This window comes from Pseudomonas sp. LB3P58 (assembly GCF_054897895.1).
Map to the genome: position 1 here is coordinate 3575521 of NZ_JBUBVE010000001.1, position 19454 is coordinate 3594974.

19 protein-coding genes and 1 pseudogene are annotated in these 19454 nt (G+C 59.4%); 9 read left to right on the plus strand and 11 right to left on the minus strand.

Annotated elements, in window-relative coordinates:
* Positions 1-10 precede the first annotated feature (10 nt).
* The 3 genes from ACYZTZ_RS16550 to ACYZTZ_RS16560 all read right to left on the minus strand — a co-directional run bounded on the left by ACYZTZ_RS16550 (position 11) and on the right by ACYZTZ_RS16560 (position 1781).
* Positions 11-307 carry a pentapeptide MXKDX repeat protein gene (locus ACYZTZ_RS16550; RefSeq protein ID WP_056741902.1) on the minus strand — a complete coding sequence of 99 codons (297 nt, stop codon included), beginning with the start codon at positions 305-307 and terminating at the stop codon, positions 11-13.
* 71 nt (positions 308-378) lie between these two features.
* Positions 379-1164 (minus strand): molybdopterin-dependent oxidoreductase, encoded by a 786-nt coding sequence (locus ACYZTZ_RS16555; RefSeq protein ID WP_461999012.1) that lies wholly within the window; start codon positions 1162-1164, stop codon positions 379-381.
* Positions 1161-1781 (minus strand): cytochrome b/b6 domain-containing protein, encoded by a 621-nt coding sequence (locus ACYZTZ_RS16560; protein WP_046046651.1) that lies wholly within the window; start codon positions 1779-1781, stop codon positions 1161-1163. The genes ACYZTZ_RS16555 and ACYZTZ_RS16560 overlap by 4 nt, the downstream gene beginning before the upstream one ends.
* 168 nt (positions 1782-1949) lie before the next feature.
* Here ACYZTZ_RS16560 and ACYZTZ_RS16565 point away from each other — a divergent pair, with 168 nt between their 5' ends.
* Positions 1950-2885 (plus strand): class I SAM-dependent methyltransferase, encoded by a 936-nt coding sequence (locus ACYZTZ_RS16565; protein WP_056741905.1) that lies wholly within the window; start codon positions 1950-1952, stop codon positions 2883-2885.
* Between the two features lie 146 nt (positions 2886-3031).
* Here ACYZTZ_RS16565 and ACYZTZ_RS16570 read toward each other — a convergent pair whose 3' ends face one another.
* The gene (locus tag ACYZTZ_RS16570; protein ID WP_461999013.1) at positions 3032-3805 is read right to left on the minus strand and encodes a helix-turn-helix transcriptional regulator; all 774 of its coding nucleotides are present in this window, start codon (positions 3803-3805) and stop codon (positions 3032-3034) included.
* A 111-nt stretch (positions 3806-3916) separates the two neighbouring features.
* Between ACYZTZ_RS16570 and ACYZTZ_RS16575 the strand changes: the two genes are divergently transcribed.
* Both ACYZTZ_RS16575 and ACYZTZ_RS16580 read left to right on the plus strand, forming a co-directional pair.
* On the plus strand, positions 3917-5020 hold the full coding sequence (locus tag ACYZTZ_RS16575) for an extracellular solute-binding protein (protein WP_461999014.1): 1104 nt from the start codon (positions 3917-3919) through the stop codon (positions 5018-5020).
* Positions 5021-5232: 212 nt separating this feature from the next.
* The gene (locus ACYZTZ_RS16580; protein ID WP_461999015.1) at positions 5233-6354 is read left to right on the plus strand and encodes a DmpA family aminopeptidase; all 1122 of its coding nucleotides are present in this window, start codon (positions 5233-5235) and stop codon (positions 6352-6354) included.
* Here the strand turns inward: ACYZTZ_RS16580 and ACYZTZ_RS16585 are convergent.
* Complete coding sequence (locus ACYZTZ_RS16585) at positions 6311-6961, minus strand: NAD(P)H-dependent oxidoreductase (RefSeq protein WP_461999016.1); 651 nt, start codon at positions 6959-6961, stop codon at positions 6311-6313. The genes ACYZTZ_RS16580 and ACYZTZ_RS16585 overlap by 44 nt on opposite strands.
* Positions 6962-7047: 86 nt before the next feature.
* Between ACYZTZ_RS16585 and ACYZTZ_RS16590 the strand changes: the two genes are divergently transcribed.
* A complete protein-coding gene (locus ACYZTZ_RS16590) occupies positions 7048-7728 on the plus strand; it encodes a TetR/AcrR family transcriptional regulator (RefSeq protein WP_461999017.1) in 681 nt (226 codons plus the stop codon).
* 294 nt (positions 7729-8022) lie between these two features.
* Here the strand turns inward: ACYZTZ_RS16590 and ACYZTZ_RS16595 are convergent, their stop codons facing one another.
* Positions 8023-8712 (minus strand): GNAT family N-acetyltransferase, encoded by a 690-nt coding sequence (locus ACYZTZ_RS16595; protein ID WP_461999018.1) that lies wholly within the window; start codon positions 8710-8712, stop codon positions 8023-8025.
* A gap of 281 nt (positions 8713-8993) precedes the next feature.
* On the opposite strand from ACYZTZ_RS16595, the pseudogene ACYZTZ_RS16600 reads away from it, so the two are divergent.
* Positions 8994-11798 (plus strand): annotated as a pseudogene (locus ACYZTZ_RS16600) (multicopper oxidase domain-containing protein); the annotation flags it as partial.
* A 90-nt stretch (positions 11799-11888) separates the two neighbouring features.
* Here the strand turns inward: ACYZTZ_RS16600 and ACYZTZ_RS16605 are convergent.
* A complete protein-coding gene (locus ACYZTZ_RS16605; RefSeq protein WP_461999019.1) occupies positions 11889-12458 on the minus strand; it encodes a YceI family protein in 570 nt (189 codons plus the stop codon).
* A gap of 206 nt (positions 12459-12664) precedes the next feature.
* Here ACYZTZ_RS16605 and ACYZTZ_RS16610 point away from each other — a divergent pair, with 206 nt between their 5' ends.
* Positions 12665-13420: an SDR family oxidoreductase gene (locus tag ACYZTZ_RS16610; protein WP_461999020.1), complete on the plus strand. Its 756-nt coding sequence runs from the start codon at positions 12665-12667 to the stop codon at positions 13418-13420.
* A gap of 181 nt (positions 13421-13601) precedes the next feature.
* Positions 13602-14141, plus strand: coding sequence for a cupin domain-containing protein (locus ACYZTZ_RS16615; RefSeq protein ID WP_461999021.1), 540 nt, complete (start codon positions 13602-13604; stop codon positions 14139-14141).
* Positions 14142-14269: 128 nt separating this feature from the next.
* Here ACYZTZ_RS16615 and ACYZTZ_RS16620 read toward each other — a convergent pair whose 3' ends face one another.
* The 4 genes from ACYZTZ_RS16620 to ACYZTZ_RS16635 form a co-directional block, all read right to left on the minus strand.
* Entirely contained in the window at positions 14270-14965 is a 696-nt protein-coding gene (locus ACYZTZ_RS16620; protein ID WP_461999022.1) for a phosphoribosyltransferase, read from the minus strand.
* Positions 14966-15174: 209 nt separating this feature from the next.
* Positions 15175-15822, minus strand: a complete 648-nt coding sequence (locus tag ACYZTZ_RS16625; protein ID WP_082555821.1) for a hypothetical protein — start codon at positions 15820-15822, stop codon at positions 15175-15177.
* Positions 15823-16419: 597 nt separating this feature from the next.
* Positions 16420-17763, minus strand: a complete 1344-nt coding sequence (locus ACYZTZ_RS16630) for a sensor histidine kinase (protein WP_461999023.1) — start codon at positions 17761-17763, stop codon at positions 16420-16422.
* Positions 17760-18419: a response regulator transcription factor gene (locus tag ACYZTZ_RS16635; RefSeq protein WP_461999024.1), complete on the minus strand. Its 660-nt coding sequence runs from the start codon at positions 18417-18419 to the stop codon at positions 17760-17762. Before ACYZTZ_RS16635 ends, ACYZTZ_RS16630 begins: the two co-directional genes overlap by 4 nt.
* A gap of 132 nt (positions 18420-18551) precedes the next feature.
* Here ACYZTZ_RS16635 and ACYZTZ_RS16640 point away from each other — a divergent pair, with 132 nt between their 5' ends.
* Both ACYZTZ_RS16640 and ACYZTZ_RS16645 read left to right on the plus strand, forming a co-directional pair.
* The gene (locus tag ACYZTZ_RS16640; RefSeq protein ID WP_149631324.1) at positions 18552-18875 is read left to right on the plus strand and encodes a PepSY domain-containing protein; all 324 of its coding nucleotides are present in this window, start codon (positions 18552-18554) and stop codon (positions 18873-18875) included.
* Between the two features lie 91 nt (positions 18876-18966).
* Entirely contained in the window at positions 18967-19437 is a 471-nt protein-coding gene (locus tag ACYZTZ_RS16645; protein WP_461999025.1) for a DUF2271 domain-containing protein, read from the plus strand.
* Positions 19438-19454: the final 17 nt, after the last annotated feature.

Genomic DNA, 19454 nt, shown 5'->3' on the forward strand with positions numbered 1-19454 from the left:
GGTGTTCGGATCAGTACGACGGCGCGTCTTTTTTCATGGTGTCCTTGGACATCGCATCCTTCTTCATTCCGTCCTTGCTCATGGCGTCCTTGGACATGGTGTCTTTCTTCATCGCGTCCTTGCTCATGGAATCCTTGGACATGGCGTCCTTTTTCATCGTGTCTTTGTGCATGGCGTCTTTGGACATTGAATCCTTGCTCATGCTGTCATTGCTCATGCCGTTAGTGGTGGTTGCATCGGCGGCAAACACGCTCGCGGCGCCAAACGCCAAGCACATGGACAGTACGGTGGTCGCTAACTTTTTCATGATGAAACTCCTTGAAGCACAGGTTGCGAATGAGCGCAGCGGGCGCTGCGCAGTAAAGTGGCCAGGCGCTATCAGCTACCACCGAACCAGTTGTAGCCCTGGTCTTCCCAGTAGCCACCCGGATAGGTGTTGGTGACGAAAATCGCCTGAATATGTTTGGGATTCTTGTAGCCCAGCTTGGTGGGCATGCGCAGCTTCATCGGGAAGCCGTACTGGCGAGGCAGCACCGCGCCGTCATAGGTCAGCGTCAACAAGGTTTGCGAATGCAGTGCGGTGGCCATGTCGATGCTGGTGTAGTAGTCGTCCGCGCATTTGAAGCCGACATATTTGGCATCCGTGTCGGCACCGACCCGCTTCAGGAAGTCGCTGAACCGTACGCCGCCCCAGCGGCCGATCGCGCTCCAGCCTTCGACGCAGATGTGCCGGGTGATCTGATCGGTCTGGGCCATGGCGCGCAGTTCTTCCAGGCGCCAGCTGCGCTTGTCGGCGACCATGCCGGTCACTTCCAGTCGATAACTCTCTTCCTCCACCGTCGGCGCCTCGTCGATGCCGTAAAAGGCATTGAACGGAAACGGCCGAGTGATCATCGACTCGGGATAAGTCGGTGCCAGGGCGTTGGGATTGAACAGCCAGCCCTGCACCCGATCGTTGAACCGGGACATGGAGAACAACGCGGTTTCGACGCTCTCGTTGTCGGTGATGTTGCAGCCGGACAACATGGCCACGCCGCCGAGGGTCAGGCTGCGCATCAGGAACGAGCGCCGTGAGCGATCTTCGATCTGTGGTGCGAGGATCTTTCTGGCGTCTGTCAGGATGGACGACTCGTCCAGCCCTGAGCCTTGAATGCGCTTTTTCATACGACCTCCTTGCGACCGACAATCATGGCCCACAACGTTTTGGGAACCAGCGCGACCATCACCAGATGAACCGCGACAAAGGCCACCAACAGCGACATCGCGATGAAGTGCACATGCCGCGCGCCTTCGTAGCCGCCCAGCAACTCACGCAACAGCGGAAACTGGACGGACTTCCACAACACCAGCCCGGAAATCACCAGCAGCGTGATGTCGACCATCACGAACAGGTACGCCACCCGTTGCACCTGGTTGTAATGACTCAGGTCGGCATGCCCCAGTCGGCCCCGCAATGCCGCCCACAGGTCATGCAGGACACCTTTAGGCGAAACCGGGAAAAAGCGCCGTTTCAGACGACCACTGACGAGGTTGATGATCAGGTAGACAAGACCGTTGACGGCCAGAAACCACATCGCCGCGAAATGCCATTGCAATGCGCCGCCGAGCCAGCCACCCAACGTGATTGCCTTGGGAAAACTGAAGTCATAAAGCGGAGACGCGTTATAGATTCGCCAACCGCTGGTGACCATGACCAGCACCGCCAGGGCGTTCAGCCAATGGGTCAGCCGTAGCCAGCGAGGATGAGTGCTGACTGTGGGTGAAGCAGGTAACTGCGACATGTTCGGCTCCCGGCGGTTGATCGTTGGAGCCGATTATGCGAGCCGACAGATCGCCAAATCCTCACGTAAAGTTAAATTAATCGTGATAACTGCCCCCAGTAACCTGTGGTCCGCCCTTGGCTAAATTGTGGTTAAAATGCCGCCCCAACAAATTGCTGGCCCTGCCCGATGAACGCTGACGCTCTCTCCACCCTCCACGACCATTTACTGACGGCTCTGGCGGCTGCCCCCGCCGAAACCCGCCGGCTGTTCCACGGCCGTGGCCGGTGCTGGCCGGGACTGGAGCAATTGACCGTCGATTGGTTGCAGGGCGTGGTGCTGGTGTCGCTGTTCAAGGAACCCGAAGCGTCGCAGCTGGAAGCGTTGAAACAGAAGCTGATGGACGTCACGCAAACGCCTGCGTGGACGCAATCCGGCGCGCACACGCTCTTGCTGCAACATCGCTACCTGCTGCAAAGCACCACCGAGTGGCTGTTGGGGGACGCGATCGACGAGATGACGATCACCGAGGGCGGCCTGCATTATCGGGTGGACTTGGGCCGCAAACAGAACACGGGCCTGTTCCTCGACATGCGTTACGGCCGCGACTGGGTGCGGGCCAATGCCCAGGGCAAGCGCGTGCTGAACCTGTTCGCCTACACCTGCGGATTCTCGGTAGCGGCCATCGAAGGGGGTGCGACGCACGTGGTCAATCTGGACATGTCCAGCCCGGCCCTGAGCCGTGGGCGCGACAATCACCGGCTCAACGGCCACGACCTGAGCAAGGTGACGTTCCTCGGTCATGACCTGTTCAAATCCTGGGGCAAGGTAATCGGCAAGGGCCCTTACGACCTGGTGATCATCGACCCACCGTCCTTTCAGAAAGGCAGTTTTCTGCTGACCAAGGATTACCAGCGCGTGCTGCGCCGACTGCCGGAATTGCTCAGCCCTCAGGGCACGGTGCTGGCGTGCATGAACGACCCGGCGTTCGGTGCGGACTTCCTCATCGACGGCGTCACCCGCGAAGCACCGAGCCTGCGTTTCGAGCAACGGCTGGACAATCCACCGGAGTTTCCCGATGCCGATGTTGAATGCGGCTTGAAGGCGCTGGTGTTTCGGCAGTAAGTCCGAGTCGCCCCCTTCGCGAGCAAGCCCGCTCCCACATTTGATCTCGGGCGTTCATAGAACCAGTGTGGGAGCGGCGGTGCGGCGATCCGACTTGCTCGCGAAGGGGCCCTGAAAGCCGATCAATCTATCTCAGATGTACCCAGTCAACGCGGCTGCAACACCAACGCAAACAACTCACCATGCCCATTCACATTGAGCTTGTGATAGAGATTTCGCCGGTGCACCTTCACCGTCTCCGGGGAAATGCCCATCTGCTGGGCGATGGCCTTGCTTGAGAAGCCCTGAAGAATCAGGCGCGCCGTTTCGATTTCCCGCACTGACAGACGCGCGTCGAAACGATCCAGCAGGGTCGCCAGATCCCCGGCCACCGCCTCGGCGGCCGGTCCTTCCGGCGGCATCAATTGCAGGTGACGGCGCATCGCCGCCAACACCCAATCGCGCACGCAAAGCAGGCGCCCCTGTTCCTCAAGCGTGAATCGCGTCGAGCGTCCCAACGACAAACCGAGCACGGCGCCATCGACGTTGATCATGAACTGCAACTCGTCGCCGCCCACCACCGTGCGGAAGTAGCTCAGGTAGTACTCGCTCTGCTGGAACTGGTCGGGGGCCACCGATTCGAGGCTGTGCAAACCGTCGGCGATACCGGCACAGGCGGCCTGATAAAACGGATCGAGCAGGTACATGCCGGCGCTGTAATCCGCCAGTTCTTCTTGCTCGGTAGCACCGCCCTTTGAGTCGAAATCGATCAGCAGACGCGGCACCCGCCCGGCCCGCATCACCGCGACCAACGCGTTGTCCATCGGCACCAGCAGCCGCAACGTGTCCACCAGCGCGCGCCAGAACCCGTCCAGCCCCACGGCACCAAATACCCGCGCCAACCCTTGGTGCACCGGTAATTCTTTCAACAACGCGTCCACGCCCTACCCCTTTCGAGTAACCCATGATGGGAATGGGTGAGTCCACTCCCGGCCGATACGCTGCAAGCACCTGATCATCACCGGCCTGCAGCAGGCCAGGAGTGCCGCATCATGAGTCGTCGCCGCTCGTATATCAATCTTGGACTGGGCGCCTGTCTGTCGGTCTCTTTATCGGCGATTGCCGCCGAGGGCCCGACGGTTCACGTCTACAACTGGTATGACTACATTGGTCCCACGACCCTGCAGGATTTCAAGCGTGACACCGGGATTGCACCGGTCTACGACACCTTCGACAGCGCCGAAGTGCTGGAAGGCAAATTGCTCACCAGCCGCAGCGGATACGACGTGGTGGTGGCCAGCAACTTCAGTCTGCCGACCCTGATCAAGGCCGGCGCCCTTGCCCCTCTGCCCCACGCTCAAATGCCCGATTTCAAAAACATGGACGCTGACCTGTTGGCGAAACTGGCCAACAACGACCCGGGCAACCAGTACGCCGTGCCCTATCTGTGGGGCACCAACGGCATCGGCTACAACATCGACAAGGTCCGCGCGGCGCTGGGCGACAAGGCGCCGGTGGACTCCTGGGACCTGGTGTTCAACGAAGAAAACCTGGCCAAACTCGGCCAATGCGGCGTAGCCATGCTCGACTCACCGGCCGAAATGCTGCCGGTCGCCCTGCACTACCTCGGCCTGCCACCCAACAGCACCAACCCCGAGGACTACAAAAAGGCCGAAGCACTGCTGCTCAAGCTGCGTCCGCACATCGCCTACTTCAATTCGTCCAAGTTCATCAGCGACCTGGCCAACGGCAACATTTGCGTGGCGGTGGGTTGGTCTGGCGCGATGCTGGAAGCCAAGACCAATGCCGAGCAGGCGAACAATGGCGTGAAAATCGCCTACAGCTTGCCGAAGGAAGGCGCGCCGGTGTGGTTCGACACCCTGGTGTTGCTCAAGGACGCGCCGCATCCGGAACAGGGTTTGGCCTTCATCGACTACCTGATGCGCCCTGAAGTCATCGCGCCGGTCAGCGATCACCTCTCCTACCCCAACGGCAACCGCAGCGCGACGCCACTGGTGGCCGAAGCGACCCGCAACAATCCTGCCGTGTATCCGTCCGCCGAAGCGATGGCCACGTTATTCACCCTTCAGCCCCTGCCGCCCGCCACCGAACGCGTGCGGACGCGGATCTGGAGCAAAGTCAAAAACGGTCAGTAAGCCCATTGGGATCTGTAGCAGCTGTCGAGCTTGCGAGGCTGCGTTCGGCTGCGAAGCAGTCGTGAATCCGGTTAACGCGATCCCCCTGAAGCACCGCGTACTTAGACTTTGCGACTGCTGCGCAGCCGAACGCAGCCTCGCAAGCTCGACAGCTGCTACAGGGATTGTGTTAGCCAATAACTTTTTTGAATGAATTGAAGATGAGAGAAACGATGAAACCACGTGCCCGCGACCTGAACATCCAGTTCGGCCAACTGCAACCCGGCCCGCTCAACGCCATCACCGATGTGCCCGGCGTCCGGGTCGGCCACAGCAATGTACGAGGACGCACGGCGAACGGCCGCGACATCCTGACCGGCGTCACCGTGATCGAACCGCGTGCCGGTTCCACCAGCCTGCAACCATGCTTTGCCGGCGTCCATGTGCTCAACGGCAATGGCGACGCCACGGGTCTTGAGTGGATTCGCGAGGCCGGCCTGCTGACCAGCCCGATCGCCTTCACCAACACCCACAGCCTGGGCGTGGTGCGCGATGCGCTGGTGACGCTGGATCGTCAGGAGCAACCCGATGACGGGCGACTCTACTGGAACATGCCAGTGGTGCTGGAAACCTTCGATGGTCTGCTCAACGACATCAACGGTTTCCATGTGAAGGTCGAACATGTGGCCGAAGCCCTGCGCACGGCGGTGGGCGGTCCGGTGATCGAAGGCGCCGTCGGCGGTGGCAGCGGCATGATCTGCCACGAATTCAAGGGTGGGATCGGCACCGCTTCGCGACGTCTGAGCAGTGCTCAGGGCGGCTGGACCGTCGGCGCCATCGTCCAGGCCAACCATGGGATCCGCAACGAATTGCGCGTCGATGGCTACCCGGCCGGGCGCTACATGGAACAGGCCGATTCGCCGTTCCTCAAAGCGTCCTTGCCGCATCCGGGCATGGGCTCGATCGTCGTCTGCCTGGCCACCGATGCGCCGTTGCTGCCGCACCAGTGCACGCGCCTCGCGCAACGCGCCAGCCTCGGCCTGGCCCGCACCGGCGGCGGTAATGAAGACCACAGCGGCGACATCTTCATTGCTTTCGCCACTGGCAACCAACACGTGCCGCCAGCCGCTTACGAGAGTAAGCGTGCGCCGACCACCGACAACCTGAGCATGGTCAACAACGACCACATCAGCGAGTTGTTCCTGGCCGCCACCGAAGCGGTGGAGGAAGCGATCATCAATGCCTTGCTGGCCTCCGACACCGCCGAAGGCAATGGCCATGCGGTGCCGGGACTGGACGCCGGGACGCTGCTCAACGCCTTGCGTCGGGCGGGCTGGCCGGGAGAGCAGGTCTAACAGGACTAAGGCGTCTGGAGGCCGCAAAGAGCTCGCGACCGAGGCTTCTCGCGGCGTCCAAATGCACAGCCGGATCCTGAATTTCCGATTCGAGCAGCAACTCGGACGTCACCACCTGAGCACCGCAATAATCAAAAATCCCATGGTCAATCTGCGTCTTCATGGCCTCGGCATAACCGTGCCGGGCGTAGGTGGCAGCGTCGGCACCGCCCACACCGATCAGGTGAACCCGCAGATGACCAAGCTTCTTCTCCAGCTTGGCATCCGCCGTGAAATCGAACGCCCAGCCGTTGGCGAACACCCGATCAATCCAGCCCTTGAGCAGCGCCGGCATCGACCACCAGTAAACGGGATAAACCAGCACCACCGCATCGGCGCGGTCTATCCGCGATTGCTCGGCGACCACATCGGCAGGGGGCAACGCTTCCCGGTGATGCACTGCCAGATCAGAGACGCTGAACCTCGGATCGAACCCTTCGGCCGAGAGGTCGGCGATTTCAAAGGTATGACCGGGATCGTCCAGGGCGATGCCCTGAGCGACTTGCGCCACCAGGCTATGGGTAAGCGAACGAGGGTCGTGATGAGCCACAACAATAAGCGCGTGCATGCTGGAAACTCCTGATTGAGAGCACAGGGCGGACCTTATATACTCTTGGTAAGTTACGATCAGTAAGTTACTTTTGGTACATAGCCATGTCAACTACCGAAACAGACGCGCAAGATTCCACGCCGCAACCGCGACGACGAATGTCCCGGGAGGACCGCCAACGCCAGTTGCTGGACGTCGCCTGGCAACTCGTTCGGGAAGAAGGCACCGACGCGCTGACATTGGGGCGACTCGCCGAGCTAGCCGGGATCACCAAACCGGTGGTGTACGATCACTTCACCACGCGACCCGGGCTGTTGGCGGCGCTCTATCAAGACTTCGATGCCCGGCAGACAGCGCTGATGGATGCGGCGCTTCAGGACAGCGAACCGACTTTGCCCGGCACCGCCAGGGTGATCGCTTCGTCGTACGTCGACTGCGTGCTGCTTCAGGGCAACGAGATCCCCGGCGTCATCGCAGCACTCGCCAGCTCCCCGGAACTGGAGAAGATCAAGCACGAGTACGAAGCTATTTTCCTGAACAAATGCCGAACCGCCCTCGCCCCTTTCGCTGGCGCGGGTGAGATCAAGGCAGCGGGATTACGGGCGATGCTCGGCGCGGCGGAAGCCTTGTCACACGCAGCCGCGAATGGAGAAATCAGCGCCGCGCAGGCACAGGACGAACTGTACGAAACCATCACCGCCATGGTCGAAAGAAGTGCCCGTGGCGACGCTGGAAACATCGCGAAAACTGACGCCGGACAGATGGATTCGACTAGCGGTACTTGAGCGCCAACCCCCAACTTTCTACGATGATTCTACGCAGCCGCTTGTTTGCTCAAGCCGCTGCGTAGGTGGTGAGTGAACTGAACCCCCAACAAGCTCATCACTTGTTTCATGCGCATCTTGAGCCTCGAGGGCTCTACTTCCTCCCCATCAAAGAGCTTTGAGGCTCTTTTTTTATCTGCACGAATTCCAAACAAGAAAAAGCCCGGCATTTGGCCGGGCTTTGCGCGTCTGATCGGATTCGATCCAACAACCAACACAAGTCCAATGTGGGAGCGAGCAAGCTCGCTCCCACAGTTAACCGAGTTCCTCCAGTCGTTCGCGCACAAACTCATTCGCTTTTCGCGTCGTCTGGTCCAGATGTCGGTCACGCTGCTTTTCCGCATCGTGCATTGCGCGCTTGCCGTGTTTTTGCAGCAGGTACGTATGAATCTGCCGCACCTCAAGCGAGCTGTAGATCGACGCCACGTCCAGCAGGGCCATCAAGCCGTCGGTGCCGTGGTCGCGGGTGTTCATCAGCACTTGAGTCGCGCGCACGCCCACTACCTGAAACCCCATTGCCTCAAAATACGGCACCTTGGCCACCGCGCACGTCAACTCGGCATGAGGATAGCGGCCGACCATCTCCCGCAGCATCTTTCGGGCGACACCCTGACGCCGATGGCTGGCACTCACCGCCATATACGCGACACCGCATGCATCGGGATCGTCCTTGACCGGCAGGTACAGCAAAAAGCCGACGACCTTCTCCGGGTCGTCATCGTCGGTCGCGACGAGCAACTCCACCGCAATCCCTTTCGCCCCGTTCAACGCCTCCAGATAGAGGTGAACCTCGTAGCCGATCGCGTACTGGTACACGTTGTACAACAGGTTGCTCGGCGCGATAGCGACCATGCTGATGTCGGTCAGGTAATCGACCACCATCTGCAGGATCTGGCTATTGATGTGCTCGGGGCACGGGGTTTTGAAATGGGTGATCTGGGGCATTCGTGGCTCTGACTCTGGGGCGGACGTGAAGAGTGTTTTCGCGGGCGTGCCTATCATAACGTGCTGTCTCAGCTTTACCCGCAAAACCTGGCCTTGATGATCGTTCCCCAACAGTGAGGAATATCCCCCACTTGCAAACGCTGCCTTTACACGCCGACAACATAAAACTCATACAACTTGCTGATTATTAATGGTTTTAATCTCCTCAACATGCATGGTGCGGCTTTTGCTTCGGCCCTTGCAGCGCAGCTGCCATTTGGGCATGGCGCGAGGGGAACACCATGAAAATCGCACCACCGGAGCACCGCTCGCTTATCTACTTTCGGGGTCCGGGTGCCTTCTCCGTGCTGCTGATCACCTTCAGTCTGACCACGGCCAGTGCTGCACCGCTCGATGACTTCGGTCCTCCGCCACCGACAGACCCCTCGGCCTTCGTCAATCCTCCCGCCGATCCCAAGGCAGCGCTGGAGGCATTGAAAACCTTGCCGCCGGCCAATCAAGGGGCATTGGCCCTGCCCAACGGCGTATTCGGTGACAGAACCACGCCGCGGGCCGACAACGTGCTGCCGCCAAACTTGCAGACGTCGTTCAACTTCCCCACTAATGGGAAACCCAGCCCCTTGTTCGGGGCCGAACCGTTCACCCAGCAACTGCTGCTATTCGAAGAGCTCGGTTCGGAAAAACTCGACCCGACCACCCCGCCACCGCTTCTGACATTCCCGGTGCCCACCACCGGCCCCGCTCCCCAGCAGGACCCGAACAACGTCGCCCGCAGCGGCCCGTCGAGTGCCGCGATTGAAGCGTTCATGCGCCAGCCGGGGCTATTTCCGTTCCCGTCGCAGTTTTCCAATGTGCTGGACCGCAACCCGTGGAAGGCGCAGATCGAAGCCTTCCTCAATCGCCACCCGGTGGGCTCGCCCGCCGAAGGTCGGCCGCCGGGAAAAGGCTGGTCGCATCAACGCTGGAACGAGTTTTTTCCTCAGGTCCAATTCAAGACCGTGCAAATGGGCGCACGGACCAACCAGGGCTTGCGGGACAGAAAGCAACTGCACAACTACGCCAACGGCGAATTCGCCCCCGGCGGGCTCTACTACCAAACCTCGGACATCCCTGAAACCGCAGGCACCACCCGGGGCATCGACGCGCGTTTTCATTCCAGAATGCCGGTGCAGAATCACAACTCGCTGTGGACCTTCGACGGCACTGTGCCGCCCAAATTGCTGATGGTCCGCAACGGCCAACCGTTGCTGATGCGTCACTACAACGCACTGCCGATCGACCCGGCAGCCAACGCCGGTTTCGGTCTGCACACCCTCACCACCCACGAACACAACGGTCACTCCCCCGCCGAAAGCGACGGCTATGCCAACGCGTTTTTCTTTCCGGGGCAGTACTACGATTATCGCTGGCCGCTGCAACTGGCCGGTTACGACACCATCAACACCACCGCGCAGGATCCGCGCGCAGCGTTCCCCTGCTCACCGGGCGAAACGCTCTACGTCAACGACACCAACCCGGGCCTTAAGACGTGTGCAAACGGCAGCATCAAGATCCGTGGCGACTGGCGCGAAACCATGAGCACCCACTGGTTCCACGACCACATGCTCGATTTCACCGCGCAGAACGTCTACAAGGGCAACGCGACAATGATGAACTACTACAGCGCCCTGGACCGCGGTAATGAATCGGTGAGTGACGGCGTCAACCTGCGACTTCCCAGTGGCTCGGCGTTGCCGTGGGGCAACCGCGACTATGACGTCAATCTGGTGGTCGCCGACAAGGCGTGGGATCAGGCCGGTCAGTTGTGGTTCAACCCGTTCAACACCGACGGCTTTCTCGGGGATCAGATGCTGGTCAACTGGCAGTACCAACCGCGACTGAAAGTCCGCGCGCGCAGCTATCGGTTCCGCATCTTGAACGGCTCGGTGTCGCGTTTCTTCAAGTTTGCCGTGGTGCGTGAAATCAGCGGCAATAGTGGCGAATTCCCAGGACCTGCAGGGTCGGGGGTATCCTACAACCGAGTGCCGTTCCACCTGATTGCCAACGACGGTAACCTCATGGAGCACGCCGTGCCCTTCGACGGCAGCATGGACCTGGATGGTGATGGCGACCGGCAAGACCACAATGCAATCCTGCCGACGCTAGGCGTTGCCGAGCGCTTCGACATCATCATCAACTTTGCGAAAAACGGCATCAAAACCGGCGACAAAATCTACTTTGTCAACCTGATGGAACACCGCACGGGCAAGGGTCCGGAGAAGGACGAATTGGCGCTGGCGGACGTGTTGTCTGAAAAATACAAAGCCGTGATCAAGCAAACCAGCAAAGGGCCGCAATGGGACAAGGGCGACCCCGTGGTGGGCAAGTTTCTGCAACTGCTTGTGCAGCCCTACGCCGGCCAGGATCAGAGCTTTGACCCGGTGGCCTATGAGCCAGCCAAACCCGGCAAACCCGCCGGGAAGGTCATGATCCCGCTGCCCATCGACCGCGACAACCCGAGCGACCAGGCCAAACTCAAAGTGGCGCGGCATCGCGAGTTCATTTTCGGCCGCTCCGACGGCACCGATGAAGCACCATGGACGATCAAGACTGACGGCGGTATTGGCTACAACATGGACCCTCGCCGGATCAGTGCCGCGCCGCAATTGGCCACCGGTCCGACCAATGCCGGGTTCTCCGGAGACGGCACACTCGAAGTGTGGAAGATCAAGAATGGCGGCAACGGCTGGAACCACCCGGTGCACGTGCATTTCGAAGAAGGGGTCATCCTCAGCCGCGACGGCAAGGCGCCGCCGGAATGGGAGAAAGGGGCGCGCAAGGACGTCTTTCGCATCGGCGAAGGCATCGACAGTTCGGTGGATGTCGACGTGGCGCTCCACTTCCGCGAGTTCGCCGGTACCTACATGGAGCACTGCCACAACACCCAGCACGAGGACACCTCGATGTTGCTGCGCTGGGATGTCGAACATCCGGGGCAGTTCCAGTTGATGCCAACGCCCTTGCCTGGCTGGGACGGTGTCACCTATGTGAACTCCGTGGCGCTGCCGACCTTCCGCACCGGCAAAGACAACGGCGATCACGGCAACCTTCCCCTACGACGCCAGCGATAAACTGGGCGCGCGGCACTCGGGCAGGCCGTTACGGTGCCGATAGCGGCGCACTAAAGGGGAGATCGGTTACTGCTCCGGCGCAACCATCCGAAACCGGATATTGATCTTGTCCGAGACAACACCGTCGGCCCATTCACCTTCACCGATTTTGAAGTCGCTGCGCTTGAGCGTCAGCTGACCATCGAAAATCCCGATGGTGTTCTCGGCCTTCAGGAGGACCGGTACCTCCACTACGTGCGTGATCCCCCTGAGCGTGAGTTTGCCGGTGATCGAGTAACGGTTGTTGCCCAGTGCCTTCACGCCGGTCGATTCAAACGTCGCCACTGGATACGTTGCCGTGTCGAACCAGGCTGGTTTTTTCAGTTCGCTGTTGGCGTCGCTGCTTCCGGCATCGATGCTGTCGAGCTGGATAGTCAGCGCGGCCCGGCCTGCTGATGGTTTTGCCGTGTCGAAATCAAGCATGGCCTCGAACTTGCCGAACGTGCCGTATACCCGCGAGGAGAACTGTTTATAGGTGAAGGAGATCGTGCTGGCGGTTTCATTGACCTGCGTGTACTCGACCGCCTGGACGCAAGGCAGCGCGCCGAATGCAAGGGCGGCCACCAGCACGGCGCAGGTCGGGAATCGGTGTTTCATGGAATTCTCCGGTCGGGGCTCCCGCCATGAGCTAAGGCGCCGTACAGGTATGCCAGCGATAGGTGGACTAAAGCAAATAAACGCCGCTAATTCCACCTGCCGCTCAGGCTTCCGACCACCTGTCGGCCCACGCCAATGGCCGCCCGATACGGCCGATGTCAGGGTGTTTAATGACTGTCCCAACTCACCGCATCGGGAGACTGGTCATGAAATTCGTCGTCATCGGAGGAAGCGGGCTGATCGGCAGCAAAGTCTGCAAGAACCTCCAGGATCTGGGGCATGAAGTCATATCAGCGTCACCGAGTACCGGCATCAACGTCATCACCGGCGAGGGCCTGGCGGACGCGCTCAAGGGCGCCGACGTGGTGGTCGACGTGGCCAACTCCCCCTCATTCGAGGATCATGCGGCGTTGCATTTCTTTGAAACCGCCGGGCATAACCTGTTTGCTGCCGAGAAGGTAGCCGGCACCAAACACCATGTCGCCCTGTCAGTCGTGGGCACCGAACGGATGCTCGACAGTGGTTATTTCCGGGCCAAAATGGCCCAGGAAAAACTTATCAAGGCCTCCGGCGTTCCCTACACCATCCTGCGCGCCACGCAGTTCTTCGAGTTCATTGGTGCCATTGCTTACTCAAGTCGCGAGGACGGCAACACCATCCATTTATCGTCCGCCGCGTTGCAACCAGTGGCCTCGGTCGATGTCGCGGCCGCACTGACGGCTATCGCTCAAAAAGCGCCGATCAATCAGACCGTGGAAGTGGCCGGGCCGGATCGCCGCCCCATTGTCGAATTCGTGAGTGAATACCTGAAACACACCAAGGACCCGCGCGAGGCTGTTTCGGACGACACGGTTCCTTACTTCGGCGCCCCGATCAATGACAAGTCCCTCACGCCCGGCGATAACCCCATTGTCGGAGCGACCCGGTTTGAAGATTGGCTAGAGATCGCGCATCCGTCTTGAGTCGCTATTTGCGATGATGATCAGCGGGTCCAGCGAAACTGAACCCGCCCTGGTTCACCACCGGACAAGGTCAAGCCATGGCGGTTTCAGCAACTACGTCATCTGTCCTTGACTAAACTCAGCGAGCGGAGCGGTTCAACCGCCCCTCGCTGCCTCTTTGACTGCCCGTTGAGTAATCCCTATGAAAATAAGAAGAATCGTGACCGGCCACGACGAACAGGGTAATTCCGTGTTCGTTTCAGATGACTTTGCCCCAAGAGCCCAGTCCTTTGCCTCAATCCCGGGGCACGCGATGGCACAGTTGTGGACGACTCCCGCCCAGCCGACACTCCTCGAAAACGAGCGCGACCCAACGCTTGACCACGCCTCACTGATTCCTCCTCAGGGCGGCACCAGCATCGCCATATTTGATTTCCCACCCGACACCGTCATGCAGAACCTTGTTGATGGCGTCCAGGCCTTTGGCGAATTGAGCGCTGCACTGCCGGGCTTGATCGAAAGCTTCGAGCCGGACCATCCAGGCATGCACACCACCGCCACCATTGATTACGGAATCATTCTGGAAGGTGAGATGTGGCTGGAGCTGGATAACGGTCAGAGCCGTCTGGTAAAGGCCGGCGATATCGTTATTCAAAATGGCACGCGGCACGCGTGGCGCAACAAAAGTGAGCGCATTGCCCGGGCACTGTTTGTGATGATCGGGGTGGCACCGCGACGCTAGTCGTAGGCCACAGGTGCATGTTCCTTCCTTGATTTCGTGCAGCATCAGTATGGAAGAAAGGAACAGATCACCTATATCGTCGACAAAACAACGATCGAGTTCATGCTTACGGGTGTCGATCATTTGATTCAACGATGACCGGAGCGTTGCTGCGCGGAGCTGGACTCTCGCTGCCACGCCCGCTGCAACAGCTTGATGACCTCGGCATCCGAGGTCTGGGTAAAGTCCATGTACCAACGACTGATCGACATCATCCAGTCGGGAATGATCGGGCATATCAGCTCATCCACTTCGCTGCGCAGCGCCTCCGCCGTCTCAATCGGCGCCACCGGCACAGCGACGACGATGCGTGACGGCGCGTGCACACGCACCGCGTGGATCGCCGCCATCATCGAGGCGCCTGTCGCCAGGCCGTCGTCGATCAGGATCACCACCTGATCCTTGAGTTGCACCGGCGCGCGCGTGCCCCGGTAAACCTGCTCGCGGCGTAGCAGCTCCCGGGTTTCCCGTGCGACGACGTCATCGAACGTGGCCGGGTCAATCGGGTGAACCCGCAGCGCGTGTTCATTGAGGATTTGAATGCCGCCGCTGGCGATGGCGCCCATGGCGAACTCTTGATGAGATGGGACGCCCAGCTTGCGGACCAGCATCAGGTCCAGACGAACGTCCAGTGCAGCGGCCACTTCATAGGCCACCGGCACACCGCCACGGGGCAAGGCGAGGACGATGACATCGGGTCGATGCGCGTATTGGAGTAACGGCTCCACCAGACGTCGACCGGCCGCGGCTCGGTCCTGCAGGAGGGTGGGCGATGAGGGACTCATTTGAAAACCTCCTCAGGCGATCACGCCTGTCGGTTCGCATCACACGGTCACTCAGGATTGTCGGTCTGACGGTGGCTGACATCAAGCTCAGCCATGACGCACGCGCCTGTCCTTAAAATACAAAACGCCCGATGCGGTGCATCGGGCGTTAGGGTGAAACAGCTGTAAACCTATTTCAGGGCTAAGCAAGGCTTACACGCGGAATCGGCCTAGCATGCGCTCGCGACTGTCCGTGGAGAAATAACGACGGAGTCCTGTCGTTTCAAACGCTGAGTCAACACCAGCATCGTCAGGAAACCCAGTGCAATCAGTACCGGATACGCCATCAACAGTTCGGAAAGGGAGTATTTCCAGGCCAACGGGCGTCCGACCCCCAGCATGGCCGCATACATCCAGGACACGGCCGACAGCGAACCGCAGAACAGCGCCAGCATCCGTGCGCTGAAGCCAAGATTGAGCAACGATCCGGCCTTTTGCAACGCGGGCAATACCAGGCGATGCAACAAGAGGCCGTTGTAACTCAGCAACACGACAATAATCACTTTGGCGTGAAGCTTTGGATTCATAAAGTAATTCATACCTTTTTCCAGGTAATCAATACCGATGATAGCGGCACCCGTCACCCACAACGCTATCAATGCAGCGACGACAGACTTTTGAAGACTTTCCATGTGAGCATTATCATGCTCAGTGAATGTTTTTCGTTTAAACAAGTCTCTAACCATCGCAATATCACTGGTCAATACCAAACCAATGGCCACACAACACGACACTAAATGAACGTAAATAACGCCCAATCGCAAAAATTCCATACATTCTTTATTTTCGAGCAGGCTCATAATTGTATTTATCGCCACGGTACTTTCTCCACCTTATTCGATAGTACAGATCGATATTTAACAGGGCATTCAACTCTTCGACACCCTGCACGATCTTACTTTTATAAGATATGCCAATTCATAGACCTGGCACTGCTTAGCCCATTGATTCGCCTGGCAAATCAATGACCGGCTTATTTATTGCCTCCTGAATTTCAGGTAAAAAAATCCCCATTAGCATTCAATGCACATGAGGTTAATTTTCCACTTCTTTTCTGCGGCTGCAGGAGCAGGTCTTGGGTGACGTGCTGCAGGATCAGAGGCCCGAGATTCTGGAATGTTCATTTTTTGAGCAGCCCACCGACAAACGGCGGCTATTGTGAAAGACATTCGCGCCGCAGTAACTCGTGCACTTCCCCGAAACCCCCATGGTAACTGGCCTGTTGAATTACATACGCTTAAAACAGTGCTTATTGGATCCATTAGTTGTGACCACGCTCACAACAAATTCAATAGCGACCGCCCTCATTCAGGACTGACACACCCACTAGAATAGTCATACTTTTCGCTTTGAAAAACACACTAACTTCATCAAGAGTCCGGACAGCAAGTTAACGTTGATATCTGGCATCGCCCTCAGCCTTCGACAGTCAACGCGAGCGCAAACCAGACGCAGACTTCGAATCCTTCCGTTCGACCTGTTGCCGGCGATACCAGCCGTATTCTCGCGTTGACTCCCTGCACAATTGTTTTGGCAATCGCCAACCCCAACCCTGAACCACTGGTTTCACTGTTACCCCGCACAAAGCGCTCGGTAAGGCGCTGCAACACCGGCTCGGGCACCGTCGGGCCACCATTGACCACCCGTAGGAGCGCTTGGTCGGTGAGGCTGACTTCGACCGGTTGATCCGTGGCGCCATACTTGAGCGCATTCTCGATCAGGTTGCGCAACAGGATTGCGAAGGCGTCCGGATCAATCGTCGAGTACACACTCGTCTGGGTTGGCAGGTGCAACTCGATCCGGTGCCCACTGCTGTGATTCCATTCATCGACCACATGGGCCAGCAACGGAATGAGGTCCTGGGGCGTTTCGGACAACAGCCCACCCCCCTCGGCCTTGGCCAGCTGCATGAGTTTTTCCGAGAGCCGCGTCAGCTCGCGCAATGAATTTTCGATTTTAGCCGCCCGTAACCGCAACGGGCCTTCAGGCGCTTCGTGACGCAAACGCTGGATCTGCGCCAGCGTCGCGGCCAGTGGCGTGCGCAATTCATGGGCGCTGTTGGCAGTAAAGCTGCGTTCGGTCTCCAAGGCCTTGCGCAAGCGCTCCAGCAGATGATTGACCGCCTCGGCCAGCGGGGCGATTTCCGCCGGCAATCGCGCCACGTTGATCGGCGACAGATCACCCACGCCGCGAGCCTCCACGGCACGACGATAGGCCAATACACTGCGCAGGCTGATGCGCACAAACATCCAGGTGCCAAACAGGCTGACGGGAATCAGCGCCAATAACGGCAACAACAAGGCAAGCAAAGCTTCCCGCGCGGCTTCACGGCGATGCTCAAGAGGTTCGGCGATTTCGATGAACACCGTCTCACGCAGCGCACTGGCGCCGTACAGACGGTATTTTTTAGTGGTTGAAAAGCCTTCGGCCGGTTGTTGATTGAAGATCTTCGGATTGGCGTCGTGGGACTGCATCAGGATCTCGCCCTTGGCATCGCGCACCAGATAGGTCAGGTATTCCTTGTGCATTTTGAGGGTGGCGACATGTTGTGCCTCACGAGGTTTTTCCCGGTTGCTGATTTCCAGCACGGCCAGGGGCAGGATGCGCTGCGCGGTCTCTTCCAGCGCACTGTCGAACGCCTCGTTCAATTCATGTTGCACCACCAGCCAGGCGCCGACGGTCGCCGCCAGCCAAAGTAAGGTCGTGCCTAACGTTAATCCCAGGCCGAGACGTTTTTGCAGGCTTGATGACGGCTTCATGCGGACATCAACCGGTAGCCCATGCCGCGCACGGTTTCAATCAGGTCGCGCCCGAGTTTTTTACGCAGCCGGCTGATATAGACCTCGATGGTATTGCTCTCGATTTCGGCGCCAAAGGCATACAGCCGTTCTTCAAGCTGCGACTTGGACAGCAGCGCGCTGGGGCGCTGCACAAACGCCTCGAGCAGCGCCCACTCCCGCGCCGTGAGGTCCACCGTCGCACCGGCCCGCTGCACCGTACGGGCACTCATGTCGACCTGCAAATCACCGAGCTTGATCTGCGGATTGGGGTTGCCGCTATAGCGCCGAGCCACCGCCGCCACACGGGCCGATAGCTCAAACAGGTCGAACGGTTTGACCAGGTAGTCGTCGGCGCCCGCGTTGAGGCCAGCGATGCGTTCGGAAATCTGATCCTGGGCAGTCAGGATAATCACCGGGGTCACGTCCCCTGCCGAGCGTTGCTGACGCAAAAAATCCAGCCCGCGACCGTCCGGGAGCATCAGGTCCAGCAGGATCAGGTCGTAAGGCGTGGTGCGCACGCTGTTGCGCGCATGGTCCAGGCGCTGCACCCAATCGACTGCGTGACCGTCATCGGCGATCTGTTCGCGCACCGCCTCCCCCAAGCCTGGTGCGTCCTCGACCAATAAAACCCGCATCTGGCACCTCCTGTGATGGTTGTCGTGCAGCACCTTAATCGCCTTACCTGACGTGAATCTGAAGATTCAGCTGATTGTCAGGAATGCACTTTAGGGTATGCCACAGACGCCGACCTCGGCAGGAGACAGATCATGAAATCAGGCTTTATTGCCAATGCCGCGCTGTTGAGCCTGCTGCTCAGCGGTTACGCCCTGGCCGATGACGACTGCCGCGACCCGGTGAGCGACTGGCAACCGCGCGAAACCTTGCGTCAGCAGGTAGAGCGGCAATACGGCTGGAGCGTACAGCGCATCAAGGTCGACGACGGTTGTTACGAGCTCAAGGGGTTGGACCGCAAAGGCAATGCCATCGAAGCCAGCTATTCGCCGGCATCGCTGCGCCTGCACACACTCGAGATCCATTTCCGGGACGACGGCGATGCCAGGGATTACCTCGGCAGCCCGCTCACCGAATGACGCCCCAACTGTCGACGCGTTTTTCCTGCCTTCAGGTTGCTGTCAGCAAGCAGGTCCAGGCTCTCGACCTAACGATCAAAAGGACACTTCCATGAAAAAGATCATCGCAGCAACCTGCCTCGCCGGCGCCATTGCCCTGCCGGGGTTGGCCCAGGCCCGTGAAGTGACCTTGACCACACAGCTCAAGGACTACAGCGGCAATGATGCCTACCTGGCGATCTACGTCACCGACGCCAATGGCCAATACCAGAAAACCCTCTGGGTGGCCGGCAAGAAGGCCAAGTACTACAAGCACCTGGGCGATTGGGCCCGTGGCAGCGGGATGAACCCGAGCGAGTTTGACGGGGTCAGCGGCGCCAGTGTCGGCAGTGGGCGCACGCTCAAAGTCAGCGTCGAACTGGCGGACACCCTGATCGATGCCGGGTATCAGATCCGCATTGACAGCGCCGTCGAGGACAAACGTGACGCCCGCGCCGATGTCAGCGTGCCCCTGACGTCCAAGGGCGCAGGCAAGCCGGCGACCGGCAGTGCCTACGTCGAGTCCTTTACTTACGATCTGTAGCACCTGCCATTTCTGGA

Coding starts and splice junctions, on each gene's coding strand:
- ACYZTZ_RS16620 (WP_461999022.1), bottom strand. CDS start 14,965: ATGAGTCCCTCATCGCCCACCCTCCTGCAGGACCGAGCCGCGGCCGGT.
- ACYZTZ_RS16630 (WP_461999023.1), bottom strand. CDS start 17,763: ATGAAGCCGTCATCAAGCCTGCAAAAACGTCTCGGCCTGGGATTAACG.
- ACYZTZ_RS16585 (WP_461999016.1), bottom strand. CDS start 6,961: ATGCACGCGCTTATTGTTGTGGCTCATCACGACCCTCGTTCGCTTACC.
- ACYZTZ_RS16610 (WP_461999020.1), top strand. CDS start 12,665: ATGAAATTCGTCGTCATCGGAGGAAGCGGGCTGATCGGCAGCAAAGTC.
- ACYZTZ_RS16580 (WP_461999015.1), top strand. CDS start 5,233: ATGAAACCACGTGCCCGCGACCTGAACATCCAGTTCGGCCAACTGCAA.
- ACYZTZ_RS16615 (WP_461999021.1), top strand. CDS start 13,602: ATGAAAATAAGAAGAATCGTGACCGGCCACGACGAACAGGGTAATTCC.
- ACYZTZ_RS16575 (WP_461999014.1), top strand. CDS start 3,917: ATGAGTCGTCGCCGCTCGTATATCAATCTTGGACTGGGCGCCTGTCTG.
- ACYZTZ_RS16565 (WP_056741905.1), top strand. CDS start 1,950: ATGAACGCTGACGCTCTCTCCACCCTCCACGACCATTTACTGACGGCT.
- ACYZTZ_RS16560 (WP_046046651.1), bottom strand. CDS start 1,781: ATGTCGCAGTTACCTGCTTCACCCACAGTCAGCACTCATCCTCGCTGG.
- ACYZTZ_RS16590 (WP_461999017.1), top strand. CDS start 7,048: ATGTCAACTACCGAAACAGACGCGCAAGATTCCACGCCGCAACCGCGA.
- ACYZTZ_RS16640 (WP_149631324.1), top strand. CDS start 18,552: ATGAAATCAGGCTTTATTGCCAATGCCGCGCTGTTGAGCCTGCTGCTC.
- ACYZTZ_RS16555 (WP_461999012.1), bottom strand. CDS start 1,164: ATGAAAAAGCGCATTCAAGGCTCAGGGCTGGACGAGTCGTCCATCCTG.
- ACYZTZ_RS16605 (WP_461999019.1), bottom strand. CDS start 12,458: ATGAAACACCGATTCCCGACCTGCGCCGTGCTGGTGGCCGCCCTTGCA.
- ACYZTZ_RS16550 (WP_056741902.1), bottom strand. CDS start 307: ATGAAAAAGTTAGCGACCACCGTACTGTCCATGTGCTTGGCGTTTGGC.
- ACYZTZ_RS16635 (WP_461999024.1), bottom strand. CDS start 18,419: ATGCGGGTTTTATTGGTCGAGGACGCACCAGGCTTGGGGGAGGCGGTG.
- ACYZTZ_RS16645 (WP_461999025.1), top strand. CDS start 18,967: ATGAAAAAGATCATCGCAGCAACCTGCCTCGCCGGCGCCATTGCCCTG.
- ACYZTZ_RS16595 (WP_461999018.1), bottom strand. CDS start 8,712: ATGCCCCAGATCACCCATTTCAAAACCCCGTGCCCCGAGCACATCAAT.